The organism is Actinoalloteichus hoggarensis, assembly GCF_002234535.1.
Taxonomy (GTDB): Bacteria; Actinomycetota; Actinomycetes; order Mycobacteriales; family Pseudonocardiaceae; genus Actinoalloteichus_A; species Actinoalloteichus_A hoggarensis.
This window is the reverse complement of sequence record NZ_CP022521.1, coordinates 1,217,731-1,243,161: the sequence shown is the minus strand read 5'-3', so window position 1 is coordinate 1,243,161 and position 25,431 is coordinate 1,217,731. Positions and strand designations below refer to the sequence as shown.

Annotated in this window: 23 protein-coding genes; 5 read left to right on the top strand and 18 right to left on the bottom strand. The window is 71.6% G+C overall.

What is annotated here, in order from left to right; all coding sequences use genetic code 11:
* Nucleotides 1–52: 52 nt before the first annotated feature.
* The gene (locus AHOG_RS05610; RefSeq protein WP_093940402.1) at nt 53–676 is read right to left on the bottom strand and encodes a TetR/AcrR family transcriptional regulator; all 624 of its coding nucleotides are present in this window, start codon (nt 674–676) and stop codon (nt 53–55) included.
* Between the two features lie 585 nt (nt 677–1,261).
* Between AHOG_RS05610 and AHOG_RS05605 the strand changes: the two genes are divergently transcribed.
* On the top strand, nt 1,262–1,468 hold the full coding sequence (locus tag AHOG_RS05605; RefSeq protein WP_093940401.1) for a hypothetical protein: 207 nt from the start codon (nt 1,262–1,264) through the stop codon (nt 1,466–1,468).
* A 189-nt stretch (nt 1,469–1,657) separates the two neighbouring features.
* Here the strand turns inward: AHOG_RS05605 and AHOG_RS29785 are convergent, their stop codons facing one another.
* The 3 genes from AHOG_RS29785 to AHOG_RS05595 all read right to left on the bottom strand — a co-directional run bounded on the left by AHOG_RS29785 (nt 1,658) and on the right by AHOG_RS05595 (nt 3,350).
* Nucleotides 1,658–2,026 (bottom strand): ComF family protein, encoded by a 369-nt coding sequence (locus AHOG_RS29785; RefSeq protein ID WP_093944185.1) that lies wholly within the window; start codon nt 2,024–2,026, stop codon nt 1,658–1,660.
* A 98-nt stretch (nt 2,027–2,124) separates the two neighbouring features.
* Nucleotides 2,125–2,403, bottom strand: coding sequence for a hypothetical protein (locus tag AHOG_RS29780; RefSeq protein ID WP_157736657.1), 279 nt, complete (start codon nt 2,401–2,403; stop codon nt 2,125–2,127).
* Between the two features lie 2 nt (nt 2,404–2,405).
* The gene (locus AHOG_RS05595) at nt 2,406–3,350 is read right to left on the bottom strand and encodes a DNA-processing protein DprA (RefSeq protein WP_093940400.1); all 945 of its coding nucleotides are present in this window, start codon (nt 3,348–3,350) and stop codon (nt 2,406–2,408) included.
* 240 nt (nt 3,351–3,590) lie between these two features.
* Between AHOG_RS05595 and AHOG_RS05590 the strand changes: the two genes are divergently transcribed.
* Entirely contained in the window at nt 3,591–4,739 is a 1,149-nt protein-coding gene (locus AHOG_RS05590; protein WP_157736656.1) for a DUF371 domain-containing protein, read from the top strand.
* Here AHOG_RS05590 and kamB read toward each other — a convergent pair.
* The gene (gene kamB / locus AHOG_RS05585; protein WP_093940398.1) at nt 4,717–5,379 is read right to left on the bottom strand and encodes a 16S rRNA (adenine(1408)-N(1))-methyltransferase KamB; all 663 of its coding nucleotides are present in this window, start codon (nt 5,377–5,379) and stop codon (nt 4,717–4,719) included. The genes AHOG_RS05590 and kamB overlap by 23 nt on opposite strands.
* Nucleotides 5,380–6,425: 1,046 nt before the next feature.
* On the opposite strand from kamB, the gene AHOG_RS05580 reads away from it, so the two are divergent.
* The 3 genes from AHOG_RS05580 to AHOG_RS05570 all read left to right on the top strand — a co-directional run bounded on the left by AHOG_RS05580 (nt 6,426) and on the right by AHOG_RS05570 (nt 11,698).
* Nucleotides 6,426–9,173 carry a helix-turn-helix transcriptional regulator gene (locus tag AHOG_RS05580; protein ID WP_093940397.1) on the top strand — a complete coding sequence of 916 codons (2,748 nt, stop codon included), beginning with the start codon at nt 6,426–6,428 and terminating at the stop codon, nt 9,171–9,173.
* Nucleotides 9,174–9,399: 226 nt separating this feature from the next.
* A complete protein-coding gene (locus tag AHOG_RS05575; protein WP_093940396.1) occupies nt 9,400–10,626 on the top strand; it encodes a class I SAM-dependent methyltransferase in 1,227 nt (408 codons plus the stop codon).
* Nucleotides 10,627–10,633: 7 nt separating this feature from the next.
* On the top strand, nt 10,634–11,698 hold the full coding sequence (locus tag AHOG_RS05570) for an NAD-dependent epimerase/dehydratase family protein (RefSeq protein WP_093940395.1): 1,065 nt from the start codon (nt 10,634–10,636) through the stop codon (nt 11,696–11,698).
* A 451-nt stretch (nt 11,699–12,149) separates the two neighbouring features.
* On the opposite strand, the gene AHOG_RS05565 is transcribed toward AHOG_RS05570, so the two are convergent.
* From AHOG_RS05565 to AHOG_RS05505, 13 genes are read right to left on the bottom strand one after another with little or no spacing between them, the layout of a single operon-like run.
* Nucleotides 12,150–13,295 carry an ABC transporter permease gene (locus AHOG_RS05565; RefSeq protein ID WP_093940394.1) on the bottom strand — a complete coding sequence of 382 codons (1,146 nt, stop codon included), beginning with the start codon at nt 13,293–13,295 and terminating at the stop codon, nt 12,150–12,152.
* Entirely contained in the window at nt 13,292–14,470 is a 1,179-nt protein-coding gene (locus tag AHOG_RS05560; protein ID WP_093940393.1) for an ABC transporter permease, read from the bottom strand. The genes AHOG_RS05565 and AHOG_RS05560 overlap by 4 nt, the downstream gene beginning before the upstream one ends.
* A gap of 2 nt (nt 14,471–14,472) precedes the next feature.
* Entirely contained in the window at nt 14,473–15,411 is a 939-nt protein-coding gene (locus AHOG_RS05555) for an ABC transporter ATP-binding protein (protein ID WP_093940392.1), read from the bottom strand.
* Nucleotides 15,408–16,451 carry a right-handed parallel beta-helix repeat-containing protein gene (locus AHOG_RS05550; protein ID WP_093940391.1) on the bottom strand — a complete coding sequence of 348 codons (1,044 nt, stop codon included), beginning with the start codon at nt 16,449–16,451 and terminating at the stop codon, nt 15,408–15,410. Before AHOG_RS05550 ends, AHOG_RS05555 begins: the two co-directional genes overlap by 4 nt.
* Nucleotides 16,442–16,933 carry a holo-ACP synthase gene (locus tag AHOG_RS05545; RefSeq protein ID WP_245856577.1) on the bottom strand — a complete coding sequence of 164 codons (492 nt, stop codon included), beginning with the start codon at nt 16,931–16,933 and terminating at the stop codon, nt 16,442–16,444. Before AHOG_RS05545 ends, AHOG_RS05550 begins: the two co-directional genes overlap by 10 nt.
* 56 nt (nt 16,934–16,989) lie before the next feature.
* A complete protein-coding gene (locus AHOG_RS05540) occupies nt 16,990–17,772 on the bottom strand; it encodes an alpha/beta fold hydrolase (protein WP_093940389.1) in 783 nt (260 codons plus the stop codon).
* Between the two features lie 12 nt (nt 17,773–17,784).
* Nucleotides 17,785–18,651 carry an ester cyclase gene (locus tag AHOG_RS05535; RefSeq protein WP_245856576.1) on the bottom strand — a complete coding sequence of 289 codons (867 nt, stop codon included), beginning with the start codon at nt 18,649–18,651 and terminating at the stop codon, nt 17,785–17,787.
* Complete coding sequence (locus AHOG_RS05530) at nt 18,648–19,343, bottom strand: holo-ACP synthase (RefSeq protein ID WP_093940388.1); 696 nt, start codon at nt 19,341–19,343, stop codon at nt 18,648–18,650. The genes AHOG_RS05535 and AHOG_RS05530 overlap by 4 nt, the downstream gene beginning before the upstream one ends.
* Nucleotides 19,340–20,242: an ACP S-malonyltransferase gene (locus AHOG_RS05525; RefSeq protein WP_093940387.1), complete on the bottom strand. Its 903-nt coding sequence runs from the start codon at nt 20,240–20,242 to the stop codon at nt 19,340–19,342. The genes AHOG_RS05530 and AHOG_RS05525 overlap by 4 nt, the downstream gene beginning before the upstream one ends.
* Before the next feature lie 13 nt (nt 20,243–20,255).
* On the bottom strand, nt 20,256–21,119 hold the full coding sequence (locus tag AHOG_RS05520) for an alpha/beta fold hydrolase (protein WP_093940386.1): 864 nt from the start codon (nt 21,117–21,119) through the stop codon (nt 20,256–20,258).
* A complete protein-coding gene (locus AHOG_RS05515; RefSeq protein ID WP_093940385.1) occupies nt 21,116–22,357 on the bottom strand; it encodes an NAD(P)/FAD-dependent oxidoreductase in 1,242 nt (413 codons plus the stop codon). Before AHOG_RS05515 ends, AHOG_RS05520 begins: the two co-directional genes overlap by 4 nt.
* Nucleotides 22,354–23,082, bottom strand: coding sequence for a nitroreductase family protein (locus AHOG_RS05510; protein WP_093940384.1), 729 nt, complete (start codon nt 23,080–23,082; stop codon nt 22,354–22,356). The genes AHOG_RS05515 and AHOG_RS05510 overlap by 4 nt, the downstream gene beginning before the upstream one ends.
* The gene (locus AHOG_RS05505; RefSeq protein WP_093940383.1) at nt 23,079–25,418 is read right to left on the bottom strand and encodes a beta-ketoacyl-[acyl-carrier-protein] synthase family protein; all 2,340 of its coding nucleotides are present in this window, start codon (nt 25,416–25,418) and stop codon (nt 23,079–23,081) included. The genes AHOG_RS05510 and AHOG_RS05505 overlap by 4 nt, the downstream gene beginning before the upstream one ends.
* Nucleotides 25,419–25,431 lie beyond the last annotated feature (13 nt).

The window sequence follows — 25,431 nt, the reverse complement described above, 5'->3', positions numbered from 1 at the left end:
CGAGGGGCGAGTGCGGCGCGGCGGGGCCGAGCGCCGTCCGGTCCGGCGCGGGCTAGCGGCGCGGCTCGGGCAGGCCCGCAGTGATCTCGGCGAGGGCGGCACGCAGCAGTCCGGCCTGCGAGACAGGTGGATCGGCACGCAGCCATCGGCGTGTGGCGACGTCGATCGCCGAGCCGATCGCGGCGGACACCAGACTGGGGTACATGTCTCGGTCGGGGTCGCCGCCGGTGCGTTCGGCGACGGCCAGTGCCAGCTCCCGTTCGGCCGCGGCGCTCGCCTTCAGGTAGGCGCCCTGCAACGCGGGCTCGGCGACCATGAGCGAGACCCCGGCCGTCCACTCGGGGTCCGGCGTCTGCTGCTCGTCCCCCGTGTGCGCGAGGACGGCGTGGACGACCGCGTCCCACAGTGGTTCGTCGGCGGGCCTGCTCCGCAGGAGGTCGGCCATGCGCCGGGCCCGGTCGAAGTGCCGCCAGACGACGGCCTCGGCCTTGCCCTCGAAGTAGTTGTTGAACGTCCGAGGTGACACGCCCGCCGCTGCGGCGATGTCCTCCACCAGGACCGCGTCCAGGCCTTTCTCCACCGCCAGCCGCAGGGCGGCCCAGCTCAGTGCCTCCCGAGTCTGCTGCTTCTTGCGCTCGCGCAGCCCTGGGCCGGAGTCTCGCGACGACGGGGTCATGACGCAAGACTAGGCAGAATAGTGCGCCATGCGCAAGATTGCGGGCCACGCAACTTTCTTGACGGTCAACGCTCCACAGATCCCGCCCCGCCCTGTCGCGGCGATGGTCGGGCCCGGTCGGTTTCGCGACGCGGTCGTCCACCGGAGATCCCGGCGCGCGGCGGAGCGGAACACCACCTCCGGAAACCGCCGCGCGCCAGGCCGGACGTCCTGACGCCGACTCGTCGGGCAGGCCGCACCGCACCGGGCGCAGCAGGTCGAGTGTCCAGAGCCGCGTGCGCGCGTCGGGGAGCCCGCGAGCCCACGCATCTCGGCTCGGCGAGACCGGGCGTGCCGATCAGCGGCGCCACCCGACTCCGACCCCGGCCACGCAGCCGACCGACTCGCGTCGGCATCGGCTCACGCACCGATCTCGCCGGCGCGCGTCCTGTCAGCGCGCGTCCTGTCAGCGCGATCGGCGGCGACCGAGCCCGGGGGCACGTCGACCCGGCCGCCTACCGGTGCGGCGCGATCATGGCACGGTGGTGAGGATCGAATGGACCACGAGCCGGGCGTTCACCGCCGGTCGACGAGACAAGGGGCGACATGGGGTGTCGTGACTGCCGGTTCTGCACCGAGCCGGGCATCGTGCAGGGCGCGCGAAAACTGGCCTTAGGCCTGCTGTACCTCGTGACGCTGGGTGTGGCGTGGCTGCTGCTGGCCGTGCTGCGGCTCTTCCAGCAGCGGTGTCCACAGTGTCGACACCGGCTGAGATTCCACGCCCGTCGAGCCGACGGGTCCTTCCGCGACTAGACGACGGACGAGCCCCGGCCGGGGGCTCCCTCCGCACCGGACACTCCGCGTCGTCGCGGGCAGGCGACCGGACGGCATGCCGTGCAGATCACGGGATGGTGCCGTCCCGCTCGCCGTGCCGCCGGCCTGCACACTCAGTCAGGAACACACGCTGCGACACGACGGCTGCATCCAGCGAACGGAGCCGGATCACCGCCATCGCGTTCGCGACAAGGTCAGCCCATAGACCTCGTCCGCACCCGCCTCGCGGAGGCGACGTGCGACCACGTCGAGCGTGCTCCCAGTGGTGAAGACGTCGTCGTAGACGACGACCCGCCTCCCTCGGACGGCGCGCTCGTCGACGACGGTCAATGCGGCATAGATCGTGGCGGCGATCCTTACTCGCCGTGCGAGGCTCCCGGCACTCGCCATCGTCTCCGTAGCTGTCGTCTTGGTGATCACAGGCGGTTCGAGCCGAAACGGGTAGCCGACGTCGTCCTGTTCGATCGCGTATCTGATGGTCCGGGCCGCGTGGTCGCCGACCGAGTGACCTCCGTCTCGCGTGACGAACGCAGGCATGGGGATGCTCAGATCAGAGCGCGCCAGGTGGGGATGGTGCGGGAGGGCTCCCAGCACCACTCTGGCGAAAATCAGCCCCCAACCCCATTTTCTCCGCTCTACTCGTAGAGCTTGATCGCGGCATCCGGTTCGCCGGTCTTCATCGCGATCGCGGTGTTGGACACGAACTGTCGATCGGTACTGGAGCACAGCATGTTGACACACGCCGCCGTCGCCGAGGCAAGGCGCTGACCGCAGACCGGGCAGGGAAACGGTGCAGCAGGCTTCAGGGTCGCCGCCGCGCACTTCTGGCAGACCGACGGCGGCCCGACCGCCCGATAGGCACAGCCACCGCAGTCCCCGAATCCCGCAGGAGCAGGGTGAGCGACTGCCTCCATGATCAGACGAAGTCCAGGACGAGCTGCGCACGGCGCTCGTCAGCGGCGTGGATGCGTGCGGCAGGGGCCAGAGCCTCGGCCACCTCCGCGACACTGTCCACCTGAAGCGCGCCTCGAGTCGCGGCGTAATCGCGGGCCCAGTCCTGCTGCTCCGTCAGGCTCTTGATCAGGAACACCTTCTTGCCGTGCTCGAGGGCGATTCTTGCCTGCATCTTCGCCCCGGAGGTGCGTCCAGCCTCGATGACGACCGTGCCCTGCGCGATACCGGACATCGTGATGTTCCGACGTGGGAAGGTCCACGTGGCCCCCCGAGAATCCGGCCAGAACTGCGATACGACAGCCCCGCGGCCGTCACGTGCTATTCGGTCGGTCAACACGCGATTCTCGGCGGGGAAGTAGTGATTGATGCCGGTGCCCAGCACGGCGATGGTCCGGCCGCCCGCCGCCAGCGCAGCGGTGTGCGCGGCAGTGTCGATGCCCCGCGCCAACCCGGAGACGACTGTCACGCCACGGGCCACGAGCTCCCGTGCCATCCGTCCCGCGCGCCGGAGCCCCTCCTCGGTGGCGCTTCGAGTGCCGACCACCGCAACGCTGCGCGGATCCGAGTCATGCAGTGAGCCGCGGACGAAGAGGAACGGTGGCGGGTTGACCACCAGGCGCAACGTGGCGGGATAACCCTCGTCTTCGATCGTCACGAGACGGACGTCGTGCTGTTCGTTCTTGATCAGCTCATCCTGTGCGGCGGCCACGTAGTCGGACTCACGCTCGGCGGCCCCCGCCAACGCGGCCACGGCCTTCACCGCATCCCTGCCGGTCTCGACGGGAGCACCCTTCCAGAGACGGCTCACGCCGTCAGGCCGCTGGGCTTCGCGCGCGATGAGGTACCAGTTGACCCCTGGAACCTTGCACAGTCCCAGCAGCCTGAGCTGGCGATCAGTGACTCGCATCCTACTCCTGCCGCACATCTGTTCGAATGCGCTTGTCAAGAGTATGTCTATCGCACAGTACGTCCCCACGTCGAGAAGTCGACGGCGGATTCACCCGATCTCGACGGCCTGCATACGCCGCGACCGCCCGCGCCCCACGCGCCGACGGGACCTCCGGCGCGCGCCCGACGGTGCGGCACACGGCTATGCTCCAGACCCCGGCCAGACGGACACCGCAACGGCGTGGAAGGCGAACTGATCATGTCGATCGAGGTCCTGCGGCTGCGTTGTCGGGGACACGCCGCCGTCCGAGGAACCCACGCCAAGACGCTCGAGTTCTCCGCCGACGCCGACATCACCGCCAGGGCGACCTGTGTCATCGGCGTCGCCGCCGAACTCGTCGGTCCCGCCGAACCCGCCGTGGCCGGGCCGCTGCGGATCACCATCGCCTCGGGCGGGGTCGAGATCGTCGTGCATGCCACCGGGAACTCGCTGTGGCGGCCGGCGTCGGGGGCGGTGGTGCGGCTCAGTTCCGAGCGGCTGCCGGACACCCTGGCCACGAACGCGGATCTCGCCGCGTCGGGGCTGCCTCGGGAGCTGATACAGCGGGCGGCGGAGCCCTCGGCGGTGGTCGACGTCCTCGTGGAACGCGCGCCTGGCCCGCCGAACGGGGTGCTGGTGCGGTTTCGTGCCGGGCCGGGACGGGTGCGCCGACTCGCCGTGGAGTGCGCCGCCGCCGATCTGGTCATCGCCGAGGACGGCGGCGCGCGCGCTGCCGTCACCGCGCACGGCGGCCGGGTGGGCCGTGCGGCGGAGGCAGCGGCCTGCCTGGCGGCGGGTGGGCGGGTGCTCGCCGTCGCCACCACCGACGACACCGAGCCGACGATCGCCGCGCTCCTCGCCGCACCGGACCGCCCGACCGTCGAAGTGCTCGGGCTTCCCCCCGAGCTGGCCGTCTCGGCGGTCTCGCCGCAGGCCACCCCGGTGCTGGCGGCGGGTCGGCTCGCCCCACGTGAGGTGCCCCGTCTTGTCGGCGCCCATCCCGGTACCGCCGTCGTCTTCACCGCGCAGGCCGCGGAGCTGCCGCGAGTGCTCGCGGAGGTGGACAGACAGGCCGGTGCCCGCCGGGTGGCCGTGGCCGGTGCGACGCCCGCGGGCGCCGAACGCCCCTGGTGGGGGCCCGCGGCCGAGGTACGAGCGCCGGGCCGGGGCGACGTGGTGTGCCGGGTGGATGCCGAGGAGGAGAGCGCCCCGCTCCCCCGCGTCGATCCGACGAGCCTGGTCAGCGCGCTGCTCGCCGACTCCGTCTCGCCGAGGACCGTCGCGATGGCCCTCGCCGCGCAGCCAGGCTGGTCACGCCGCGGCGCCTACGACTTCGTTCTCGCGCTCACTCGACGTCCGTCGGGTTGACCACGCCGCGCAGGGCCAGCACGTCGAGCTGATCTCGGGAGGAGTTCAGCCGCCGGGTCCACGAGGTCGCCAGCGCGTCGATCTCCTCGGCGTCGAGATAGTCGGCCCGACCGAGGCGCCAGCCCTGGGCGGCGAGCACCGGCGCCAGGTCACGCGACGCCGAGGAGGGGGTCGGCTCCGGATGGGTGCCTACCTCGGGCACGGCGGGCCGCCAGGCGTGCAGGTTCAGGGTGATCAGGAATTCGGCGTCCGGCACGCAGACGGCCGCCAGGGCACGAAGCATCGTCGGATCGGAGCCGAGCATGCCACGCAGCAGGCTGCCCCAGGGCATCAGGACGTGTACCTCGGTGATGCCGTGCAGTTCGGCGGGCAGCCGCTCCACGCCTGCCCACACGTAGAGCAGGTTCGGCAGGCCGCCCTTCGCCGGTTTCGCCGCGGCCTTGGCGGCGATCCTGCGCAGGTTGTCCTTCGCCGCGTCGAGACCGACCACCAGGACGTCCGGCCGGTGCCGCGCGACGTGGTAGGCGTGCTTGCCATCGCCGGTTCCCACGTCCAGCACCACGCCCTGGTGCCGCGCCACCAGTTCGTCATAGCCGGCCGCGGTGATGTCGACGACCTGTTTCCCGGTGACCCGACGCATGGCCGGTGAGCCTAGTGCCGCCGCCCCCCGCCGCGCCCGCGCCCACCGTCGGTGCGTGCCCACCCTCTATTCGTGCCCAGGCATGCCCGGCGGCCACCCGTCTCGCCGGCCGCCGTGTCGACCGTGCCCGTCGACGCCCTCGAGCACCGAAGCGCGGCGAGCGCGCCCGTCGACCCTGCGGGACCCGAGAATCCGTGGCTCGGCCGAGGCAGGCGGCGTCGCGTCCGATACAGGCGCCGCGTCACGCACCGAGGTCCGGGCGGACGATCCGCGCGCCACACCGCTCGTCCCCGTCCCCGTCCCCGTCCCCGTCAGGAGTCTGATCCCGTACCCGCCGCCGCGCCGACGACACCGACGACACCGACGACACCGACACAGCGTCGGCGCGACACGCTCGCCCCAGGCTGGTGAACGCCTCACTCAGCCGACGTTAACCCTTACGCGAATACTCCGATCAAAGTATCGACGCGCGCCTCCCGAGACGACGCACGTCGCTTTCGACGACGAGTCCGACCAATCCCAGAGAAGGTTCATAACCATTCGGCAATAATCAGTACGCCTCCCGGTAATCCGTGCGCCGAGCCCCGACGAGAACACCGCCGCGACGGTCGTCGCAACGAATAAGATGCCCGTCTAGCGGTCACTCTGTCATCATGACAACCGCTTAGCACAAGAGTCCTCGACCTGTCCAGGGAACGGCCGATCAACCGACTCACACCATATCTCTGCGCGCATCGGCCGAACGTTCCCTGTCGCGAGAGTGACAGCCGCCGTGACACACGGTCAGGTGAAGGCCGCCAACCCATTCCCGGAGCCCGAGTCCGCTGCTCACAGTAACCTCAGACCTCTGGCTGAGCGCTTGACCGCAACCAATCGTGTGTTAGGCTCCCGCCGGGAACGACCGGTCAGCTGGGGGTTTCAACGGCATTCTGTGTTGTGCGCCGAATAACGTCGGCGATCCGTTCCCCGGCACCCGTCGCAGCAGCCGGTCGACAACAGCGGTTTACTTCGACGTCCCACTCGACTCGCCAGCTGGGGGTAACGGCATGGCTTATTCGGGTCACCGTGAAGCATTACGAATACTCAAGACTCTATTAGACGAGACCACCACCCATAACGGCCGGCTTGCGCTGGTCACCGGCGGCCCGGCAAGCGGCAAGACCGAATTACTGCACCGACTGTCCCGGTATGCGAGCGATTCCGGGGCCCTGGTCTTGAGTGCCACCGGCTCCCGCGCCGAATGCGTCCTGCAGATGGGCGTCGTCGAGCAGCTCTTCTACAGTTCCGACGTCCCGCCCGAGGTCACCGACCAGGTCTCCCGGCTCGTCACAGCGGAGACGCTGGCCGTCGAGGACGTCGGGCCGGACATCCGGTCGATCCAGCACACCGGGGCACGCATTCTGCAGGAGATCTGTGCCGCATTGCTGAAACTGGCGCGCGGCCGCCCCGTCGTCGTCTGCGTCGACGACGTCCAGTTCGCCGACAGCTCCTCCTTACAGCTTCTCCTCTATCTACGCCGTCGGATGCAGTCCGCGCCGATCCTGCTGGTGTTGAACGAATGGGAGTATCTGCAGACGACCCTGCCGCTGTTCTATGCCGATCTCACGCGGCGCAGGCACCACCGGATCAGACTCGGACCGCTGTCGATCGACGAGGTCACCGACCTGCTCGGCGAATCGATGCCCGCGACGAACGCCGCCCGCCTCGCTCCCGCTTACGCGGATCTCACCGGCGGCAATCCGATGCTGCTGAACGCGCTGTTGGAGGACTACGAGAACGGCGACCAGGATGCGGCACAGCCCGTGGTGGGCGCCGCCTTCGCCAGAGCCGTCCAGGCCTGTCTGCACCGCTGGGACCCCGACCTGCTCGCGGTGGCACGCGCCGTGGCGGTGCTCGGCGCCCACGCCACCCCCGCCCTCGTCGGCCGACTGGCCGGACTGGCCCCGGAGACCGCGGGCCGGATCGTCGAGATCCTCACGTCGGCGGGGCTGTTGCGGGACGGCGTCTTCCGGCATCCGGCGGCGACGAAGGCGGTGCGCGACGGGCTTCCCCCGGCGGAGCGGCCCGGCCTGCACCTGCACGCGGCCGAACTGCTGCATCAGGACGGGGTGGCGGCGCCGAAGGTCGCCGCGCACCTCATCGCGGCGGGCCGGGTCGACGCGGACTGGTCGGTCGGCGTGCTGCGGGACGCCGCCGAACAGGCGCTCGTCGGCGACGAGGTCCACGTCGCCGTCCGCTGTCTCGAACTCGCGCTGGAGAGCACCGAGCATGAGGACGATCGACTTCGAATCTCCGCCTCGCTGATCAGGGCGCTGTGGAGTGTGAATCCGTCGGCGGCGACCCTGCACCTCGCCGAGCTGCTGCCCGCGCTGGAGGACGGCAGGCTCTCGTCGCCGGACGCCGTGACGGTCGTGCGCCATGCCGTGTGGAACGGCAACCGGACGACGGCGACGAAGGCGCTGGACACGCTGCTCTCCGCGCCGGGCGGGATCGACGCGCAGACGGCCGCGGAGCTGCGCATCGCCTACGAATGGGTCTTCGGTTCGGCCCCGGAGCCGTTCGAGACGCTCGCCGTCACCTCGCCGCCCGCGGGTGAGGACCCGCTGGTCGACACGACGCGGATGCTGGCCACCGTCTGGGCGCACGGCGGCGACGGTGCCGCCGTCGCCAGCGCCGAGCACATCCTCCAGAGCTGTCGCTTCGGCGGGATGGCGTTGGAGATCACCGCGACGGCGATCCAGACGCTGGTCTACGGCGGGAAGCCCGACCGGGCGGCCTGGTGGTGCCGCCGCCTCGCCGCGGAGGCCGACCGGCGCGGCGAGGTCACCTGGCAGGCGATCCTCGGCGCCCTGCACGCGGACATCCTGCTTCGACGCGGCGACCCCGTCGCGGCGACCAGACAGGCCGAGGCCGCGCTGTCCCGGCTGCCGCCGCGCGGCTGGGGCGTGCAGATCGGCTATCCGCTGGGCACGCTGGTGTTGGCCGCGACCGCGCTGGAGCGACATGAGATCGCCGCCGAGGCGCTGCGGCATCAGGTCGGCGAGTCGACGTTCACCACGCAGTGGGGACTGCGCTACCTGCATGCCAGGGGTCACCATCACCTGGCGACCGGCCGGGTGCTCGCGGCGATCAACGACTTCCAGCGGTGCGGCAGGCTGATGAAGGAATGGGACATCGACTTCCCCATGCTGGTGCCGTGGCGCAGCGGACTGGCGGAGGCGAATCTCCAGCTCAGCAGGCCCAGGGTGGCACGTGACCTCGTCAGACAGCAGCTCGACCGCCTCGGGGCGGTCGACGAGCGGACCAGGGGCATCTCGCTGCGCACGCTGGCGGCCAGCAGCGATCCCGCGCAGCGCAGCGCGCTGCTGCGACAGGCGATCGACTGTCTGCGCAGTTCCGGTGATCGGCTGACGCTCGCCAAGGCCGTGAACGATCTGCACGAGCTGGGCCGGTCCGGCGAGGGAGAGCCGCCGCGGGCCAGATCCCGTTCGGAGCCGCACGACGTGGGCGTCGGCGGACCGTCGACCTCGGCGGGCCTCCTCGGGGGCTGCCCGGTCGACGAGACCACGGGGTCGCCGCACGAAGCGCGGGTCATCGGACTGCACTCCCTCAGCGAATCGGAGCGGCGGGTGGCGGAGTTGGCGGCGATCGGACACACCAACCGCGAGATCAGCGATCAGCTCTACGTCACGATCAGCACCGTCGAACAGCACCTGACCAGGGTCTACCGCAAGCTCGGGGTGAAGAGCAGGACCGATCTGCCCGCCGTGACCGACGCGGCCGCCATCCGGTGACGACGAGCCGTGCTCCGGCCTGCCCAACCGTTGCGGGCCTGCCCAGCAGTTCCCGGACGGCGCGGACAGGCATCGGCGGTGGAGCGCGGACCTTCCCGGCCGGGCCGCGTGCGGCTCGTCGGCGCACCGGTTCGACCTCGGCGTCCGCCACCGCAGCGCCACGCACCCGCGTACCCGGCTCGAGCTCGCCATGCCCGAGCCGTCATCAGCGACAGAGGAGTGTCACATGTCAGCCACATCGTCCTGCCGGATCTGCGACGACACGGTCCACGAGTTCATCGACTTCGGACGCCAGCCCGCGTCCGACGCCTTCGTGACACCCGGCGAGGAGGCACAGGAGTTCTTCTTCCGGCTCGCGGTAGGGATCTGCCAGACGTGCGACATGGTGCAGCTGATGGAGGAGGTGCCGCGCGAGAAGATGTTCCACGAGGACTACCCCTACCTGTCCTCGGGATCGTCGGTGATGCGGGCCCACTTCGAAGGTCTGGCGCGACGCTTCCTGAATACCGAGCTGACCGGCGACGACCCGTTCATCGTCGAACTCGGCTCCAACGACGGAACCATGCTGCACACCATCGCTCAGGCGGGCGTCCGTCACCTCGGCGTCGAGCCCTCCGGCGGGGTCGCGGAGCTGGCCGCCACCAAGGGAATCCGGGTGCGCAAGGACTTCTTCGAGGAGTCGACGGCCACCGCCATCCATTCCTCGGACGGCGCGGCGGACGTCATCTACGCCGCCAACACCCTCTGCCACATCCCGTACATGGCGTCGATCCTGCGTGGTGTGACGACGCTGCTCGCACCGAACGGCGTCTTCGTCTTCGAGGACCCGTACTTCGGTGAGATCGTCGAACGGGCTTCCTTCGACCAGGTCTACGACGAGCACTTCTACTTCTTCACCGCAGGCTCGGTCGACGAGATGGCGCGCAGGCACGGCCTCGAACTCGTCGACGTCGAGCGGCTCCCCGTCCACGGCGGCGAGGTGCGTTACACCCTGGCCAGGCCGGGTGCCCGGCAGCGGTCGGCGGCGGTGACCGCGCTGCTCGCCGAAGAAGAAGCCGCGCGGCTGACCGATCCCGCGACGCTGGCCGACTTCCGCACGCGGGTCGAGAAGAACCGGGACGACCTGATGTCGTTCCTGCGGGAGCAGCGCGAGCTGGGCCGCCGGGTCGTGGGCTACGGTGCGACGGCGAAGAGCGCGACCGTGACCAACTATCTGGGCATCGGACCCGATCTGGTCTCCTTCGTCTGCGACACGACTCCCGCCAAGCAGGGAAGGCTGACGCCGGGCGCGCACCTTCCGGTGCGGCCGCCCTCGGCCTTCCACGAGGAGTACCCGGACTACGCGCTGCTGTTCGCCTGGAACCACGCCGAGGAGATCATGGCCAAGGAACAGGCGTTCCGAGAGGCGGGCGGCAAGTGGATCCTCTACGTGCCGACCGTCCACGTTGTCTGAGCACGAGATGCCCGATCCGACCACTCGCTCCGCGTCGAACCGTCCACTCGGGCGGTTCGACGCAGCCGACCGGGCACCGCTGATCGCGGTGCTCGGCGCCTCGGGCTTCATCGGCTCGACCGTGGCGACGGCGCTGGCCCGCCGCCCGGTCCGGCTGCGGCTGGCGGCGCGGGGGCCGAGCCCGATCCCGCGGGCGGCCGCCGACGCGGAGGCGGTCGCCGCCGACCTCACCGACCGGCGGGCGCTCGCCGAGGTGGTGTCGGGGGCGGACGTCGTGCTGAACCTGCTGCTCTACACGGGCGGCGCGACGTGGCGGGCCGCCGAGGCCGATCCGCGCAGCGAGCCGACGAACGTCGGAGTGACCCGTGATCTCGTGCGGATCCTGCGGGCGGACACGCGGCCGGGACCACGCCCGATCGTCGTCGTGCCGGGTTCGACCTCACAGCTGGGCACCGGCGGTTCGGGGCTCGTCGACGGCACCGAGGTCGACGAGCCGTCGAGCGTCTACGACCGGCAGAAGTCGGCGGCCGAGAAGGCGCTGCTCGACGCCGCCGCCGAGGGCGTGCTCCGCGGCGTGTCGCCGCGGTTGCCCACGGTCTTCGGCGCGGCCGGGAACGCGGTGGACCGAGGCGTGGTGACGGCGATGGCCCGCCGGGCGTTGGCGGGCGAGCCGTTGACCGTGTGGGACGGCGGCGGGACCGAGCGGGACCTGTTACACGTGCGCGACGTCGCCGAGGCCGTCCTGGCGTGCGTCGACCATGCCGATGCGCTCTCCGGACGACGCTGGCTGATCGGCTCGGGCCGGGGTACCACCGTCCGAGCGCTGTTCACCGCGATCGCCGAGGTCGTGGCGGAGCAGACCGGCAGGCCGCCGGTGGACGTCGTGTCGGTGCCCGCCCCCGAGCATGCGACGGAGACGGACTTCCGGAGCATCGTCGCCGATCCGGCACGGTTCCGGGCGGTGACGGGCTGGCGGGCCGCTCTCGACCTGCGGACCGCGTTGACGCACACGGTGACGGCCTTGATCGCCGAGGGCTCACGAGTCGGGGCGTCCGACCCGCAGGGCGGCTGAGACGCCCCCGCGTCCGGGGTGTCGCCCGGTGACCCGCGCAGGCAGGCGGGTCGCCGGGCCGCCTCGCGCGGCGTACCCGGCGGGTCATGACGTCGGTCACCGCGGATCGCGGGGTCGGCGGCGGCCGCCGCGTCGTCTCGGCTCCCGGTCGCTGGGCGGGGCGGGGCGTACCCGGCGGCCGGTCGCCACGACACGCCCGCCCGAGGGCGGATCGGCGAGCCGATCCGTCGTGAGGCGGCCGAGGCCGCATGATCGGCCGTCGCCGACCACGGCGGCACGGTGCCGGTCGACACGGCCGAGGTTCCCGCGGCCCACCGGAAGGCCGCCCGGGGCTCGCCCGCCGCCGGTCGAGGCCGCCGCACACGAAGGAGAAGACCCCGACCGCCGCGAAGGCGGCAGCCGGGGTCTCGTCGGCGCGGGACGCGCGGGCGTCCGCGTGGTCGATCTCGTCTCAGCTCACGACCAGGTTCCGGCGGCGGAACACCACGATGGCGACGACCATCATCGCCACGGCCATACCCAGCAGGACACCGAGTTCGAGGACGACCTGACCGACCCCGGTGCCGGGGGTGGTCAGAGTGAGCAGCGCGTCCATCGCCCAGGCATGCGGGAAGACGTAACCGACCGCGTTGAGCGCGTCGGGCGCGACCTCTCTCGGCCAGAAGCAGCCGCCGAGCATGCCGAGGATGATGCCGATGGGCGGTCCGATGGCGGGCGGATGCGAACTCGACTTCGCGAGGCTGCCGACCAGCATCGCCGCGCCCGTGGCCACCAGGCAGAACGCTCCGACGATCGCGACGACCGCCAACGGGTCGCCCCAGTCGATGCCGAACATCAGGGTGCTGATCACGGTGATGAGCAGGGCCTGGGCCACCGCGACCACCAGCCTGCTGACGGCCTCGCCCAGCAGCACCGCCCGCTGGGTCACGGGGGCGGCCAGGGTCCGTCGTGTCATGCCGAGTCTGCGGCTCTCCACCAGCGCCGCCGCCACCGCCATCGAGTTGATGAAGGTGAACAGCAGCAGGTTGGCGGGGGCGGTGTAGGCGAAGCCGGTGGGTGTTCCGTCCCCCGATCCAGAGGTGCGCACCGAGACCGACACGGCCTCCTCCTGCGCGGCACGGACGTCCGCGGCGGCCTGCTCCGGGGTGGAACCCGCCGTGGTGGCCGCTCTGGTGGCCTCGAGCACCCCGGCGACCTTGCCGATCGAGGCGTCGATGGCGCTGCGGGCCGCCATCCCGGTGCCGTTCATCTGTGTCAGGATCAGGTCGAGCTCGGTGGAGCCGGTGGGAATCACCAGACCTGCGGCCACCGAGCCCTGGCGCACCGAGTCCGCGAGGGCGTCCGGGCTGTCGACCTCCTCGACGGCCAGCGACGGGTTGTTCCGCAGCTCCGCGAGGATCGCCTCGCCGGTCGAGTCCGGGTTCTGGGCGACGACGCCGACGGGGATCTGCGATCCCGAGGAGTTCCCGCCCATGGCGAGCCCGACGAAGACGATGGCGATGAAGGGCATCACCACCATGAAGAACAGACCCATCCGGTCGCGGGTCTGGCGGCGCAGGTTGGCGGCGACCAGCGCGCCGACGGCACGCAGCGTCATCCGAAGAGTCCTTTCCGAAAGCGGAGCGCGGCGAGCGCACCCGTGACCAGCGCGATCCCGCCGATCACGGCGAGAGGGATCGCGACCGCGCCGATGCCGCCGCCGGAGACGGCGAGTTCGGACAGCCCGGTGGAGGCCCACCCGTTCGGCGTGATCAGCGCCAGCGTCTGGAGGACGTCGGGCAGGTTGTACAGGGGCACCAGGCTGCCGCCGAGGACGGCGAAGACGAACGCGATTCCCAGGTTGAATCCGTCGGCCTGCGCGTCGGTCTTGGCGCCGCTGGCGATCAGCATCGTGATCGCCGTCGCCGCGAGCGCGTGTGCCGCGCACAGCGCGAACACGGCGAGCGGGTCGCCCCAACTCGTGCCGAACAGCAGCACCGACGAGCCCCAGGTGACGCACATGCTGGTGAGGGCGAGTCCGAAGCCGACGAGTCCCTTGCCCGCCACCGCCGTCCACGGCGGAACCGGGGCGGCCCTGATGCGACTCAGCGTCCCGTTCTGCCGCTCGGTGAGCAGACTCCGTGCCGAGGTGCCGACGACGAGGAAGGCGAACAACACCGCCATGCCCGAGCCGTAGTAGACGGAGGAGTCGATGCTCCCCCCGGTCATGGGATCGCTGTTCAACGTCAGCGCGGGGCCCTCCGCGCCGTTGGCCTCGACGAACTCCCCGACCTCGTCGCTGGGCACGCCCGCGTCCAGCGAGGCCCGCACGGCCAGGGTGCGTGCCTCGACGAGTGCGGAGATCCGGTCGACCATGCTCGTGGCCACCACGCCCGCCAGGGGTGCGGCCTCGGACGTCATGACGTCGACCTCGCCGCCGCGTCCGTCGCCGACGCTGTCGCTGAAGCCGGGTGGGAAGACGATCGCGGCGCCGATCCCGCCGTCGTCCAGGGCGGCGCGGGCGTCGTCCTCGGCGTCGAACGACTCGAGGGTGAGGATGTCCTGGAGTTCCTCGGACTCCATCGCCTCGCTCTGGACGCTGGCGGGGAACTGGCCGCCGTCGAGGTCGACGATGCCGATCGTGGCGCGCAACGGCGGGTCGTCGCCGCCGAGGGCGAAGCCGAACATGGAGGCCAACGCCACCGGAGCGACCAGGGCGATCAACAGCGCCGTGCCGTCGCGAAGCCGGGTGCGCAGCTCGTGGCCGCTGACCACCAGCAGTGCTCTCAGCATGATCAGTCCCTCAGCTTGCTGCCGGTCAGGTGGAGGAAGGCCGCTTCGAGGTCGGGCTCGACGACCTCGACGCCGGTCACGGCCGCCGCGCCCTCGACGGCGCCGATCAACGACGGCAGCAGATGCCTGCCGTCCCTGGCGACCAGCCGGACGGTGGAGCCGTCGACCACGACGGCCTCGGTGACGCCCTCCACGGCCCGCAGCTTCTCGGCCGCGGCGGTGAGGTCGCCGTCGAGCACCAGTTCCACGCGGTCGGCGGTGCCGAGCCGGGAGACCAGTTCCTTCCTGGTGCCCTCGGCCACCAGTCTGCCCCGGTCGATGACGCCGACCCGATCGCTGATGCGCTCGACCTCCTCCATGTAGTGGGAGATGTAGAGCAGGCTCATGCCCTGTCGGACGAGCAGTTCCACTCCGTCGAGGATCGCCTTGCGGCTCTGCGGGTCCACGCCCACCGTCGGCTCGTCGAGCACGAGGATCTTGGGCTCGTGCAGCAGCGCGGCGCCGATGTTGATCCGTCGCTTCATGCCGCCCGAATAGCCGCTGATCTTCTCGTCGGCCCGGTCGGTCAGCGTGACCAGTTCCAGGACCTCGTCGATGCGCCTGCGCAGGTCCCGCCGCGACAGGCCGTAGAGCCTGCCGAAGTACCGCAGGTTCTCCCGGCCGGTCAGCTCGGGGAACAGCGCGATCTCCTGGGGGACGTACCCGATGTTCGCCTTGGCCTTCATCGGGTCGCCCGCGAGGTCGGCACCGCAGATCCGTACCGTCCCCTTGTCGGGCCGTAACAGTCCGACCAGCATGGACACCGTCGTGCTCTTGCCCGCGCCGTTCGGGCCCAGAAGCCCGTACGCCTGCGCGGGCTCGATCTGGAAGCCCACGCCGTCGACGGCGAGGTTGTCGCCGTAGCGCTTCTCCAGCCCCTCGCACACCAGGGTGGGGGTCATCGGGCGCCTCCGGTGGAACAGCCCTCGATGCGCTCGGGGGACGTGCGGTCGACGAGGTTGTTCTCGAAGTACTGCCGGTCCAGGTTGTCGCTGATGTCGACGTCCAGCGGCTCGTTGCCGGTGATGCGGTTCCACAACACCTTGTTGTCGGCGACCTCGCCGCCGCCCCACTCCGTGGAGGAGGCCATCGCCACCGCGCCGCCGATGACCGAGGGTCCGCTGGGCCGATGGTCGACGATGCGGTTGCCCACGACCGTGGCGCGGCAGGCGCCGATCAGGCCGACGCCCACGCCTGAGATGGGCGGGCCCGCCGCGCCGAGGCCGTCCGGTTCGACGCCCGCCGAGAGGCCGTTGTCGTACAGGTCGTTGTCGGCGACGAGGTTGTCGGTCGCGCCGCCCGGCGGCTCGCCGGGGTAGGCCTGGTTGAGGACCAGGACGCCCGCGGCGTTGCCGTGGCCGCGGTTTCGCCGCACCTGGGCGAAGGAGGAGTTGTCGACGAAGATCCCGAAGGCGTTGGCGAAGGCCTCGTTGTCCTCGATCAGCGCGTCGGACCGCGAGCAGAAGCTCAGGGCGACGCCGCCGTATCGGCTGCCGGAGGCGGTGCAGCGCAGTACGCGCACGCCGCCGGACTCGCGGACGTAGACGCCCCAGAGCGCGTTGTCTCGGACCACGAGATCCTCGACGAGCAGGTCGGAGGTGGTGTGCGCGTAGACTCCCGCGCCCGTGAAGCCCTGCACGGTCAGGCCGCGCAGCGTGATGCCGGTGACGCCCTCGGCGTGGATGACGATGCCGCTGGAGACCTCCGTGGTGGCATCGGTCAGCACCGGTATGCCCGCGGGAGCCTCCCCGCCCGGCACCAGGACGGTCCGCTCGGCGCCGTCGCCGACGAGTGTCACCCCGCTGTGTCTGATCAGCAGATGTTCGGCGTAGGTTCCCTCGGTGAGTCGGACGGTGGCGCCCGCCCCCGCACTGTCGAGCGCTCGCTGGATGGATTCGCCTGGTCTCACGATCGTCTCAGCAGGGGCTTGAGCTAAGGACATCCTGATGCTCCTTTCTGGATGGTCGTCTTCGCGGAAGTCGTCACCACGGCCAGCGCGACGAGCACGTTCGCGTCGAGGCCCCATCGAGCCGCGCCGATGACGGCGGGGTCGGGCGCTTCGTGCCCGTCGCGGTCGCGAGGATCGGGTGCCAGCCGCGCCAGCGCGGCGGTACGGCTGGCACCCCGCACGGTGTAGGAGTCGACGGCGCTCAGCGCGATGCCGGTGGCGGCGCCGAGGTCCGCAGCCGCCTCGTCGAGCAGGTCGATCGCCTCGGCGGCCACGACGGCGGCGCCAGGACCGCGGCCTGCGGGCGCTCGTTCGAAGTCGTGCCAGGTGAATCCGCTCGGCCTGCCGCCGACGGCCTTGATCAGGCATTCCTTGACGGCGAAGTCGGGGGCGGCGTCGGCGGGACCCGCGTGCAGCCGCCGTTCGGCGGGGGTGGCGATCTGTCGAAGGTAGACGTCTCCGAGGTCTGAGGCCACGCGCCTCAGTCGACCTCTCTCCACTATGTCCACCCCGAGCAGTACCGCCACCGTCGTCATGCAGGCACGCTCGCGAACTGTGTCATGAATCGTGCTAAATGAGAAGAATACTCATCTCCACGTTCGAGCATGGGAATGTGACCGCAGTCCTCGATCAACACCATCTCACTCGTCGGGTGGGCCTCGACGACGTCGACCCAGGCGTCGACAGGGGTCATCCGATCATGCCTGCCCCAAAGGTACATCGACGGGCAGCGCACCTCGTCCAACGTGGCCCGCACCGGGTAGGACCGCGTCGCGCGCAGACTGCGGGCCATGCTCAGCATCGAGGTCGGCTGCTCCAGCAGCGTCCCGGTCTCGGCGAGCTGCTCGTCGCTGAAGTGGCGTCCGGAGTGGAACAGGGCGGCCATCATCCGCGCCTCGAACTCCGGCCCGCTGGGCTTCACCCCGGCGCGGCGGTCCATGCTGAGCCCCACGTCCGGGTCGGCGGTCAGGCCCGGCGCGCCGCTGACCACGATGCCGCGCACGCGATCCGGGAACCGGCGGGCCAGGTCGATGGCGACGAGGCCGCCCAGCGAGTTGGCGCAGACCACGAGCTCGCCGACGCCCGCCTCGTCACAGACCGCCAGCATCGCGTCGCCGAGTGCCTCGATCGAGCCCGCGACCCTGCTGTCCACCGCGCAGACGGGCTGTCTGGTCCGCAACACCGACCAGCCCGCGTCCGACAGGGTCCGATACGGGTGGTCCCAGATCCAGCCGCCCGCGAACAGGGCCGAGACGAACACGGCGGCGGGCCCCGTGCCGCCGTCGAGGCGGTGTTCTGCCGTGAACAACGTCATGAAGCGCTCCAGTCACAGTAGGGGTTCCGGCTCCGGGGCCCATCCGCAGTCGCATCTGGCGGCGCCGTCCTCGACGCCGTGCATCGTGACGACCGCGTCGCACTCCGGGCACCGCGCGTACTCCCGGATCGCGGTGGGTGCCCAGATGCTGGTCAACGCCCGCGTGCAGAGCCCGCTCTTGAAGAATCGGCGCATCGCCCGCTGATGCGGCCTGGCGTGCACGGACCGCACGGACTCGGGCCGGTCGAAGGCCGTCAGGGTGTACTTCCGGCTGCCGATGTCGAAGGTGGCCGCGCCCAGGAAGCCCTGCGAGGCACGCAGCGACTTCACGACCTCGACGCTCAGCAGGTCGACGTCGGCGGCCTCCGCGTCGTCGCGGATCTCCAGCCAGGTCAGGGCGAGCACTCCCGGCGGGGTCGTGCGGCCCGTCGGGGTCCGCGAACTGACGCCGAACTCCCGATCGCCGTCGGCGCCCGGTGTGAACGCGGCCTCGAAGCCCAGTGCCTCGGCCACGGCGAGTCGGTCGAAGGTCCGCACCACCTGCACCCCGTCGGCGGACGCGGTGACCACGTCGGTGCCGCGTACCGAGACGGCGCCGCCCGTGGCGGGCATGCCGAGGTAGGCCGAGCGGTGGTCGGCGGTGAGCCGCCAGGAGACCACCACGACCTCGGCGGCGGGCACCAGGTGCTCGACCTCGATCCGCAGCCCCGCGAAGCGGGCGAACACCCGCTCCGCGTGCGCGAGCAGCGCGTCACCGCCGAGCGGTCCCTCGGTGTCCGGGTCGCTGTACGAGGCGACCGCGGCGGCGACGGCCGCGGCGTCACCGGCCTGCCAGGCGCTCAGGTGTCCTCGGACGAGTTCGGTCAGTTCCACGTTCACGCCGCCTCGCAGTGCTGGTCTTCCGGTAAGGACGCGGAGGCGATGGCCACCGACAGCGCCGTGTCCCGGGTGTGGCTGATCGAGATCCTGATCTGCTCGCCGCCGCGTCGCGCCGCGCGCCGGACGAGGTCGCCGGTGAGGCGGACGCCCGGCGGATGGCCGTGCAGGCAGGCCGTGCTCGCCTCGCACATCGGCGTGCGCCGCGGAAGCACCTCCACCTGGCCGAGCCGCTCTGCCGAGGCGGGCACGGCGAGCAGCCGCAGCACCGCGAGCTTCGCGGCGAGCCTGCCCGCCCAGTGCTCCACCGTCCGGCCCGTTCCGGAGCGCAGTCGTTCGGCGCGGGTGAACACCTGCTCGATCGAGGCGGGTGCGCCGGCCGTCTCGGTGCGGTCCGCCGTGCCCGGCTGGGTGGCCGCCGTGCCCGGCAGGGTGCGCGCGCAGGCCGCCGGGTCCACCGGGTCCGAGCCGCTGGGCGCCTGCCGACCGCCCGTCGGGTCCGCCGACGCCGGGCCGTGGGACGGCAGGTCGTCGGACGCCGGGTGGTCGGACGCCGAGCCCGCCGCCCACACCGGCTCGCCGCCCTCGCCGCCGCCCGCGAACCCACCAGGACCGCCGAGCGGCAGGCCTGCGAGAAGCTGCTGCGGCCGGGAGAGCCCGGCGAACCGGACGACGGCCGAACCGGTGCGGTTCACGCGGTCGCCGCCCGCGCGAGGCGGCGCGCCGCCGAGGGGTCGGCCATGCTGACGCAGTGGGTCGGTGTGCCGCGCAGCAACGCCGTCAACGTCTTGCTGTCGCCGACCTCGACGCACGTCGCGCCCTCGATGCGTGACATCGTCTCCGCCCAGCGCACCCGTCGGGTGAGCTGCTCGATCAGGCAGTCCCGCACGACGTCGAGGTCCGTGGTCGGCTCCGCGGTCACGTTCGGGATCACCGGAATCCGGGGCGCCGCCATCGGCTCCGCCCGCACCGCCTCCGCCCACCGCCGCGCGACCGGCGCCATCAGCGGCGAGTGGAAGGCGTCGCTGACCTCCAGCGGCCGGACCCGCCCCGGGTTGTCCACGGCCGCGACGAACCGGGCGACGGCGGCTCGCGCCCCGGAGACCACCACGTTCTCCGGCGCGTTCTCCAGTCCCACGACCAGCGGCTCCGCCGCGGTGGACGCCTCGTCGACCAAGGCCTGCACCTCCGCCAGGGGCATCCCCCGAACCGAGGTCATGCCGCCGAGGCCGCCGCATTCGGCCATCAGTCGCGCCCGCGTGGAGACCAGCCGAAGCGTGCCCGCCAGGTCGAGCACGCCCGCCGCGTGCAGCGCGCTGATCTCCCCGACGCTGTGCCCGGCGACGATCTCGGGTTCGTGGCCCTCCTCCGTCAGCACCGCCAGGGCCGCCAGATTGCAGACGGTGACGGCGGGCTGGGCGTTCTCGGTGGCGATCAAGGCGCTCGTCGGTCCGGCGGCGCACAGCGCGGAGACCGGCGTGGGCAGGAGTTCGTCCGCCTCGGCGAACACGTCGGCCGCGACCTTCCTGGCCCGTAGCCGCGCCCCCATCCCCACCCGAAGCGTGCCCTGTCCGGGAAAGAGAAACGCGAGCATGATCCGACCTCCTCTAGAGCCGCCGACGGCGCCGGGTCGATCCGGCGGCCTCCTGAGTGCCGAGGAACCCGAGGAGGAGTTCGTTGACCTCGGCGGGCGCGTCCAGCGGGATCCAATGGCTCGCACCCTCGATGCGCTCGTAGCGCCACGGCCCCTTGACGTGCCTGCCGGAGTCCGCCATCTGCTCTTCCACCAGTGCCTTGTCTCCGCTGGACCAGATGCCCAGCGTCGGCGCCAGCACCGGCGGGAAGTTGCCCTGCGGCTCCAGCTCGGCGGCGGGCGATCGGTTGGCCCGATACCAGTTCAGCCCCGCGGTGAGCGCGCCCGGCTTGGCCAGCTCCCGCAGATAACGCGCGTGGTCGCCCTCGCCGCCGATGATCTGCTTGAACAGTCGCCATCCGTTGCGGCGCAGCAGCTGCTCGCTGATGCCGGGGAACTGGTAGTAGAGCATGTACCAGGACAGCTCTCGCTGCGCGATCGAGGGAGTCAGCGACGTCGCGGGATGCCCCACCGACATCACGGCGAGATGGTCGACCCGCCTGGGCATGAGGAAGGCGTACATCCACGCCACCGCGGCACCCCAGTCGTGCCCGACGACGTGGGCCTTCTGCACGTCCAGCGCCTGGGTCAGCGCGACGATGTCGTTGATGATCGTGCGCAGGGTGTAGGCCTCGATCTCCTGCGGCTTGCTCGACTCGCCGAAGCCGCGCAGATCGGGCGCGATGACCCGGTAGCCCGCCTCGACCAGCGCCGGAATCTGGTTCCGCCACAGGTACGACGAGTCGGGAAAGCCGTGCAGCAGCAGCACGGGATCGCCGTCGCCCTCGTCGACCAGGGCGATGTCGACGCCGTTGACGTGCACCTTCTTGTTGATCACACCGTCTCCCTCAGCAGCCGCTCGGCGAAGAACTCGCTGAATCCGAACTCCGGGACGTTCTCCGGGCCGACCATGTTCAGCAGGCCGGTGACCTGGAAGGCGTCGTTCTCGGTCATCAGCCTGCGGGCCCGCCTGCGCCGTTGGACGGCGTGCGGACCGAACTCCACCTGCAGCTTCGTCATGATCTTCGCGCCGTAGTGCAGCCGCTCCATTCGGGCGTCGCGCTCGGCGAGGAAGGGTTCGAACGCCTGCGGCGACCAGTCGTCGCCGCCGGTCAGCACCTCGCAGACCATCCGCGCGTCCCGCAGGCTCGTCGAGAGCCCGGTGCCGAGCACGGTGTCGCTGGTGCCCGCCTCGTCGCCGATGAGCACCACGCCCTCGGCCAGCGGCTTCTGATCCGGGACGCTCACCACCGACGGCCAGACGACGAGCGGTCCGGCGGGTCGCGCCGAGGCGACGGCCTTGCCGCCGTCGGGCAGGCTGTCGAGCTGATAGGCCGACAGGAAGCGCTCGACCCGGTCCGGACCTCGATAGCGCTCCTGGTCTCCGGTGGCGAAGTTCAGGTAGAGCCGTGCCCGGCCGTAGCCCTGCGGGAACACCATGAACATGACGTCGCCCTCGGTGCCCATCGCCTGCACGTCCGACGGCCAGTCGTCCAGGCCCTCGACGAGGAGGCCCGCGCCCCAGTGGTGCACCTCGGTGCTGGTGCTGACGCCGATCTGTCGGCCGACCGCACAGGCCCGCCCGCTGGCGCCGAGCACCATGCGGGCCCGGACCTCGTGTGTGCCCTCGCTGGTGCGGTACCGCACCGACGGCTCCGGGCCCGCCGTCACCTCGATCCGGGAGGCGCCCATCACCACCTGGGCGCCCTCCCGCACGGCCTGCTCGGTGACGGCCTCGCAGACACCCCAGTGCGGAAAGGACTGCGGGCCGCCGACCTCCGGCAGGAACCGGGTCATGTCCACGGCCATCGCGTCGTCGGGGTGCACCGTCTCGTCCCACTGGACCCACTCGCGGATCTCCCAGGCGCCGCCCGCCGCGAAGGCGTCGTCGACCCCGAGGAGCTGGGTCTCCCGGATGCCCCACGGCGCCAGCCATTCGCCGCGCACCAGATCCGTGTAGGCCTTCTGCTTCTCCAGCATCAGCACCGACAGGCCGTGCGCGGCCAGGTTGCTCGCCGAGGCCGATCCGGCGATGCCGCCGCCGATCACGACCACGTCGACGTCGTCGTGGGTCACTGTCCCCACCCCTCCCAGAACGTGCGCTGGCCGGCGTCGATGCGCTCCGCCGGTCGGAAAGTCGTGCCGAGCGTGTACGCCACGGGCACCATGCAGATCTGCGTCACCCCGGACGGGATGCCGAGCAGTTCGGCCGCCTGTCGCGCGAAGGGCAGGTGCATGCAGGTGATCGTGCTGCCCAGTCCCCTGCTGCGCAGGGCCAGCTGAAGCGACCAGATCGCCGGGAAGATCGAGCCGTAGAAGGTGCTCGCCCGCAGCTGGCCGAGCCGCACCTGGTGCGCGGGGTCGTCGGCGGGCTTGTGCGCGTTGAGACGCTCCCACTCCGCGTCGATCGACTGCGCGTCCGGCGGCCTGCCCACGACACACGGCAGGATCAACGCGGGGACTCGGGCGACGGCCTCAGGAAGCGCGGCGGCGGACTCCTCGTTCCTGCGTGCCTGCGGCGAGTTCCGTCGCCTGCCCGACTTCGTGGAGATCTCGGCCTTGTGGAAGCGCCAGGCCCGCCGGAACAGCTCGGCCAGCGACTCCTTGGTCTTCGGGTCGGTGATCACCAGCCAACGCCAGTTCTGCGCGTTGTCGGCGGTCGGCGCCTGCACCGCCAGCCGCAGCGCCTCCTCGATCAGCTCTCTCGGCACCGGGGTCTGGAGATCGAGCCTGCGCCGCACCGACCGCGTCGTGCTCAGCAGGCGGTCGGTCTCGGCGAGGTCGAACGGGGCCGGGTTCACGGCTTCCCCAGCAGCACGGTGCCGCGCACCGAGCCGGGCGCGGCGGTCAGGGCGAGCGCCGCCGTCACCTCGCCCGCCGTCTCCGGCTTGGTGACGTAGCGGTCGGTGCCGCCGACCCGAGGCGCGGCGAGCCCCACGAGCGCGGGGGCGACGCCGTCCCGGACGGCCATGGCGGCCACCGCGAGGTTCATCGCGCCGGAGGCGGCCTGACAGTCGCCGGTCTGGCCGACCGGGCTGGTGAGCAGCCCGCCGGGGACCGCGTCGAACAGCACGGTCGCCTCCTCGGCGTCGGCGCTGCCGCCGCTGCCCGCCCCGACGATCAGGCCGACGTCGGCGACGGAGAGACCGTCGAGACTGCGCCTGATCAGCTCGCCGTCGCCGTCGGCCACTCCGCCCGCCGCGTGGCGGGTGGCGAGGATCTCGGCGTAGGCGCGGCCGCCGCGCTCGCGGCAGTGGGCGGCGGACTCCACCACGAAGGCCACCGCCCCGGAGCCGGGGATCGTGCCCGCGTGGTCTCGGGCGTAGGGCGTGGTGCCGGGCTCGGCGGGCTCGGGCTCGGCCGTCTCGTCGGCGGCCACCACCAGGACGACGTCGGCCTTGCCCGACCGGATCGTCTCGACCGCGCAGTCCAGGGCGATGGAGGCCGACGCGCCGCCGTTGCAGATGGTCGTGGTGGGTCCCCGCAGGCCCAGGGTCTGGCAGACCGCGCCGCCCGTGGCGTTGAGCACGACGTTGGAGAAGCTCAGCACCGACGGCTTGTTCGGGTTGGCCGCGACGCTCTCGTCGAAGCCGCCGGTGCTCTCCACCGAGCCCGCGGCGGTCGCGAAGATGACGCCGATGTCCTCCATGGCCGCCCTCGGCAGCTTCAGCGCCGCATCCTCCCAGGCCAGCCGCGACGCGGCGATGGCGAGCCGGGACAGGTCGTTCATGTGTCGCCACAGGGAGCGGGGCGCGAAGGTCCGGCCCGCCAGCGACGGGACACGGCCCGCCGCCTGTCGGCCGGTGGCGATCGCCTCGGCGAGGTCGGCGACGCCGAAGCCCAGCCCGCTCACCGGCCCTAGCCCGCTGATGACGACGGGAACCGTCGGCAGTTCCTCGTACTCCCGCTCGCCACGCGGGGTGGTGAGCACGAGGGCGACGTTGTTGCCGCCGAAGGCGTAGTTGTTGGAGACCACCGTGTCGATCGGCAGGGAGCGTGCCGTGTTGGGCACGAAGTCCAGCGCGGGCGGACCGGGCTCGGTCTGCCGGGCGGCGTCGGCTCCGGCGACACCGTTCTCGACCTCGGCACCGTTCTCGGCCTCCGGAGCCTCGTCGAAGCCGATGGTCGGCGGCGCCGTCCTGTTCCGCAGCGCGAGCACGCTGGCCACCGCCTCCACGGCGCCCGCCGCACCGAGGGTGTGCCCGAGGAACGACTTGATGCTGCTGGTCGGGACCTGTCCGGCACGCTCGCCGAACACGGTGCGCATGACCTTGATCTCCATCGAGTCGTTGGCCGGTGTGCCGGTGCCGTGTCCGGAGACGTAGCTGACGTCGTCGGCCGTGATGCCCGCGTCCGCGAAGGCCCGGCGCATCGCGCTGACCCCGCCGCGACCGGTGGGGTCGGGCGCGGTGGCGTGGTAGGCGTCGGCCGAGAGCCCGTAGCCCGCGACCTCGGCCAGCGGGGTGCCGCCGCGCGCCAGCACCCGGTCCAACGGCTCGACCACGAGGAAGGCGGCGCCCTCGCCGAGGTTCAGGCCGTCGGAGGTGCTGTAGGGCCTGCACGGCCCGGTGCTCAGCGCCTGAAGCCCGGCGAACCCGGCGTAGGTGCCGAACAGCAGGGGGTCGACGCCGCCCGCCAGCACGACGTCGGCCTCCCCCGTGAGGATCTTGTCCCTGGCCAGGCCCACCGCGTTGCCGCCCGCCGCGCAGGCGGTCGACACGAGGATGCGGGGACCGCGAGCGCCGAGCCTGCCCGCGACCACGTCGCCGGTGCGGTGCATCGGCTGGTACCGGCCCTCGGCGTCCGGGGTGGCCTGACACTTGCCGAGCACGATGCCGAAGCGGTCGCCGTCCACGGCCTCGGGCTCGAGCCCGGCACCGTGGACGGCCTGCCGCGCCGCGACCAGGGCCAGCTGGGCGGTCCGGTCGAGGTCGGCATCGCCCTCCGGAAGTTGATCGGTGATCCACTCGGTGGGGACCTGCCCGGCGAACCGGGCGTCGAAGGCGGCGTAGGCCCCATCCGAGATCGGTGTGATGCCGCTCTCCCCGGAGGTCAGCCGCGCCCAGAACTCGACCGGATCACGGCCGATGGCACAGATGACACCGAGTCCGGTGATGACGACTGGTCGCAGCGCCATGCTCGTTCCTCCT

Excerpts from the sequence above, each read along its gene's own strand:
- AHOG_RS05610 (WP_093940402.1), bottom strand. The coding sequence starts at position 676 with ATGACCCCGTCGTCGCGAGACTCCGGCCCAGGGCTGCGCGAGCGCAAG.
- AHOG_RS05605 (WP_093940401.1), top strand. The coding sequence starts at position 1,262 with ATGGGGTGTCGTGACTGCCGGTTCTGCACCGAGCCGGGCATCGTGCAG.
- AHOG_RS29785 (WP_093944185.1), bottom strand. The coding sequence starts at position 2,026 with ATGCCTGCGTTCGTCACGCGAGACGGAGGTCACTCGGTCGGCGACCAC.
- AHOG_RS29780 (WP_157736657.1), bottom strand. The coding sequence starts at position 2,403 with ATGGAGGCAGTCGCTCACCCTGCTCCTGCGGGATTCGGGGACTGCGGT.
- AHOG_RS05595 (WP_093940400.1), bottom strand. The coding sequence starts at position 3,350 with ATGCGAGTCACTGATCGCCAGCTCAGGCTGCTGGGACTGTGCAAGGTT.
- AHOG_RS05590 (WP_157736656.1), top strand. The coding sequence starts at position 3,591 with ATGTCGATCGAGGTCCTGCGGCTGCGTTGTCGGGGACACGCCGCCGTC.
- kamB (WP_093940398.1), bottom strand. The coding sequence starts at position 5,379 with ATGCGTCGGGTCACCGGGAAACAGGTCGTCGACATCACCGCGGCCGGC.
- AHOG_RS05580 (WP_093940397.1), top strand. The coding sequence starts at position 6,426 with ATGGCTTATTCGGGTCACCGTGAAGCATTACGAATACTCAAGACTCTA.
- AHOG_RS05575 (WP_093940396.1), top strand. The coding sequence starts at position 9,400 with ATGTCAGCCACATCGTCCTGCCGGATCTGCGACGACACGGTCCACGAG.
- AHOG_RS05570 (WP_093940395.1), top strand. The coding sequence starts at position 10,634 with ATGCCCGATCCGACCACTCGCTCCGCGTCGAACCGTCCACTCGGGCGG.
- AHOG_RS05565 (WP_093940394.1), bottom strand. The coding sequence starts at position 13,295 with ATGACGCTGCGTGCCGTCGGCGCGCTGGTCGCCGCCAACCTGCGCCGC.
- AHOG_RS05560 (WP_093940393.1), bottom strand. The coding sequence starts at position 14,470 with ATGCTGAGAGCACTGCTGGTGGTCAGCGGCCACGAGCTGCGCACCCGG.
- AHOG_RS05555 (WP_093940392.1), bottom strand. The coding sequence starts at position 15,411 with ATGACCCCCACCCTGGTGTGCGAGGGGCTGGAGAAGCGCTACGGCGAC.
- AHOG_RS05550 (WP_093940391.1), bottom strand. The coding sequence starts at position 16,451 with ATGTCCTTAGCTCAAGCCCCTGCTGAGACGATCGTGAGACCAGGCGAA.
- AHOG_RS05540 (WP_093940389.1), bottom strand. The coding sequence starts at position 17,772 with ATGACGTTGTTCACGGCAGAACACCGCCTCGACGGCGGCACGGGGCCC.
- AHOG_RS05525 (WP_093940387.1), bottom strand. The coding sequence starts at position 20,242 with ATGCTCGCGTTTCTCTTTCCCGGACAGGGCACGCTTCGGGTGGGGATG.
- AHOG_RS05505 (WP_093940383.1), bottom strand. The coding sequence starts at position 25,418 with ATGGCGCTGCGACCAGTCGTCATCACCGGACTCGGTGTCATCTGTGCC.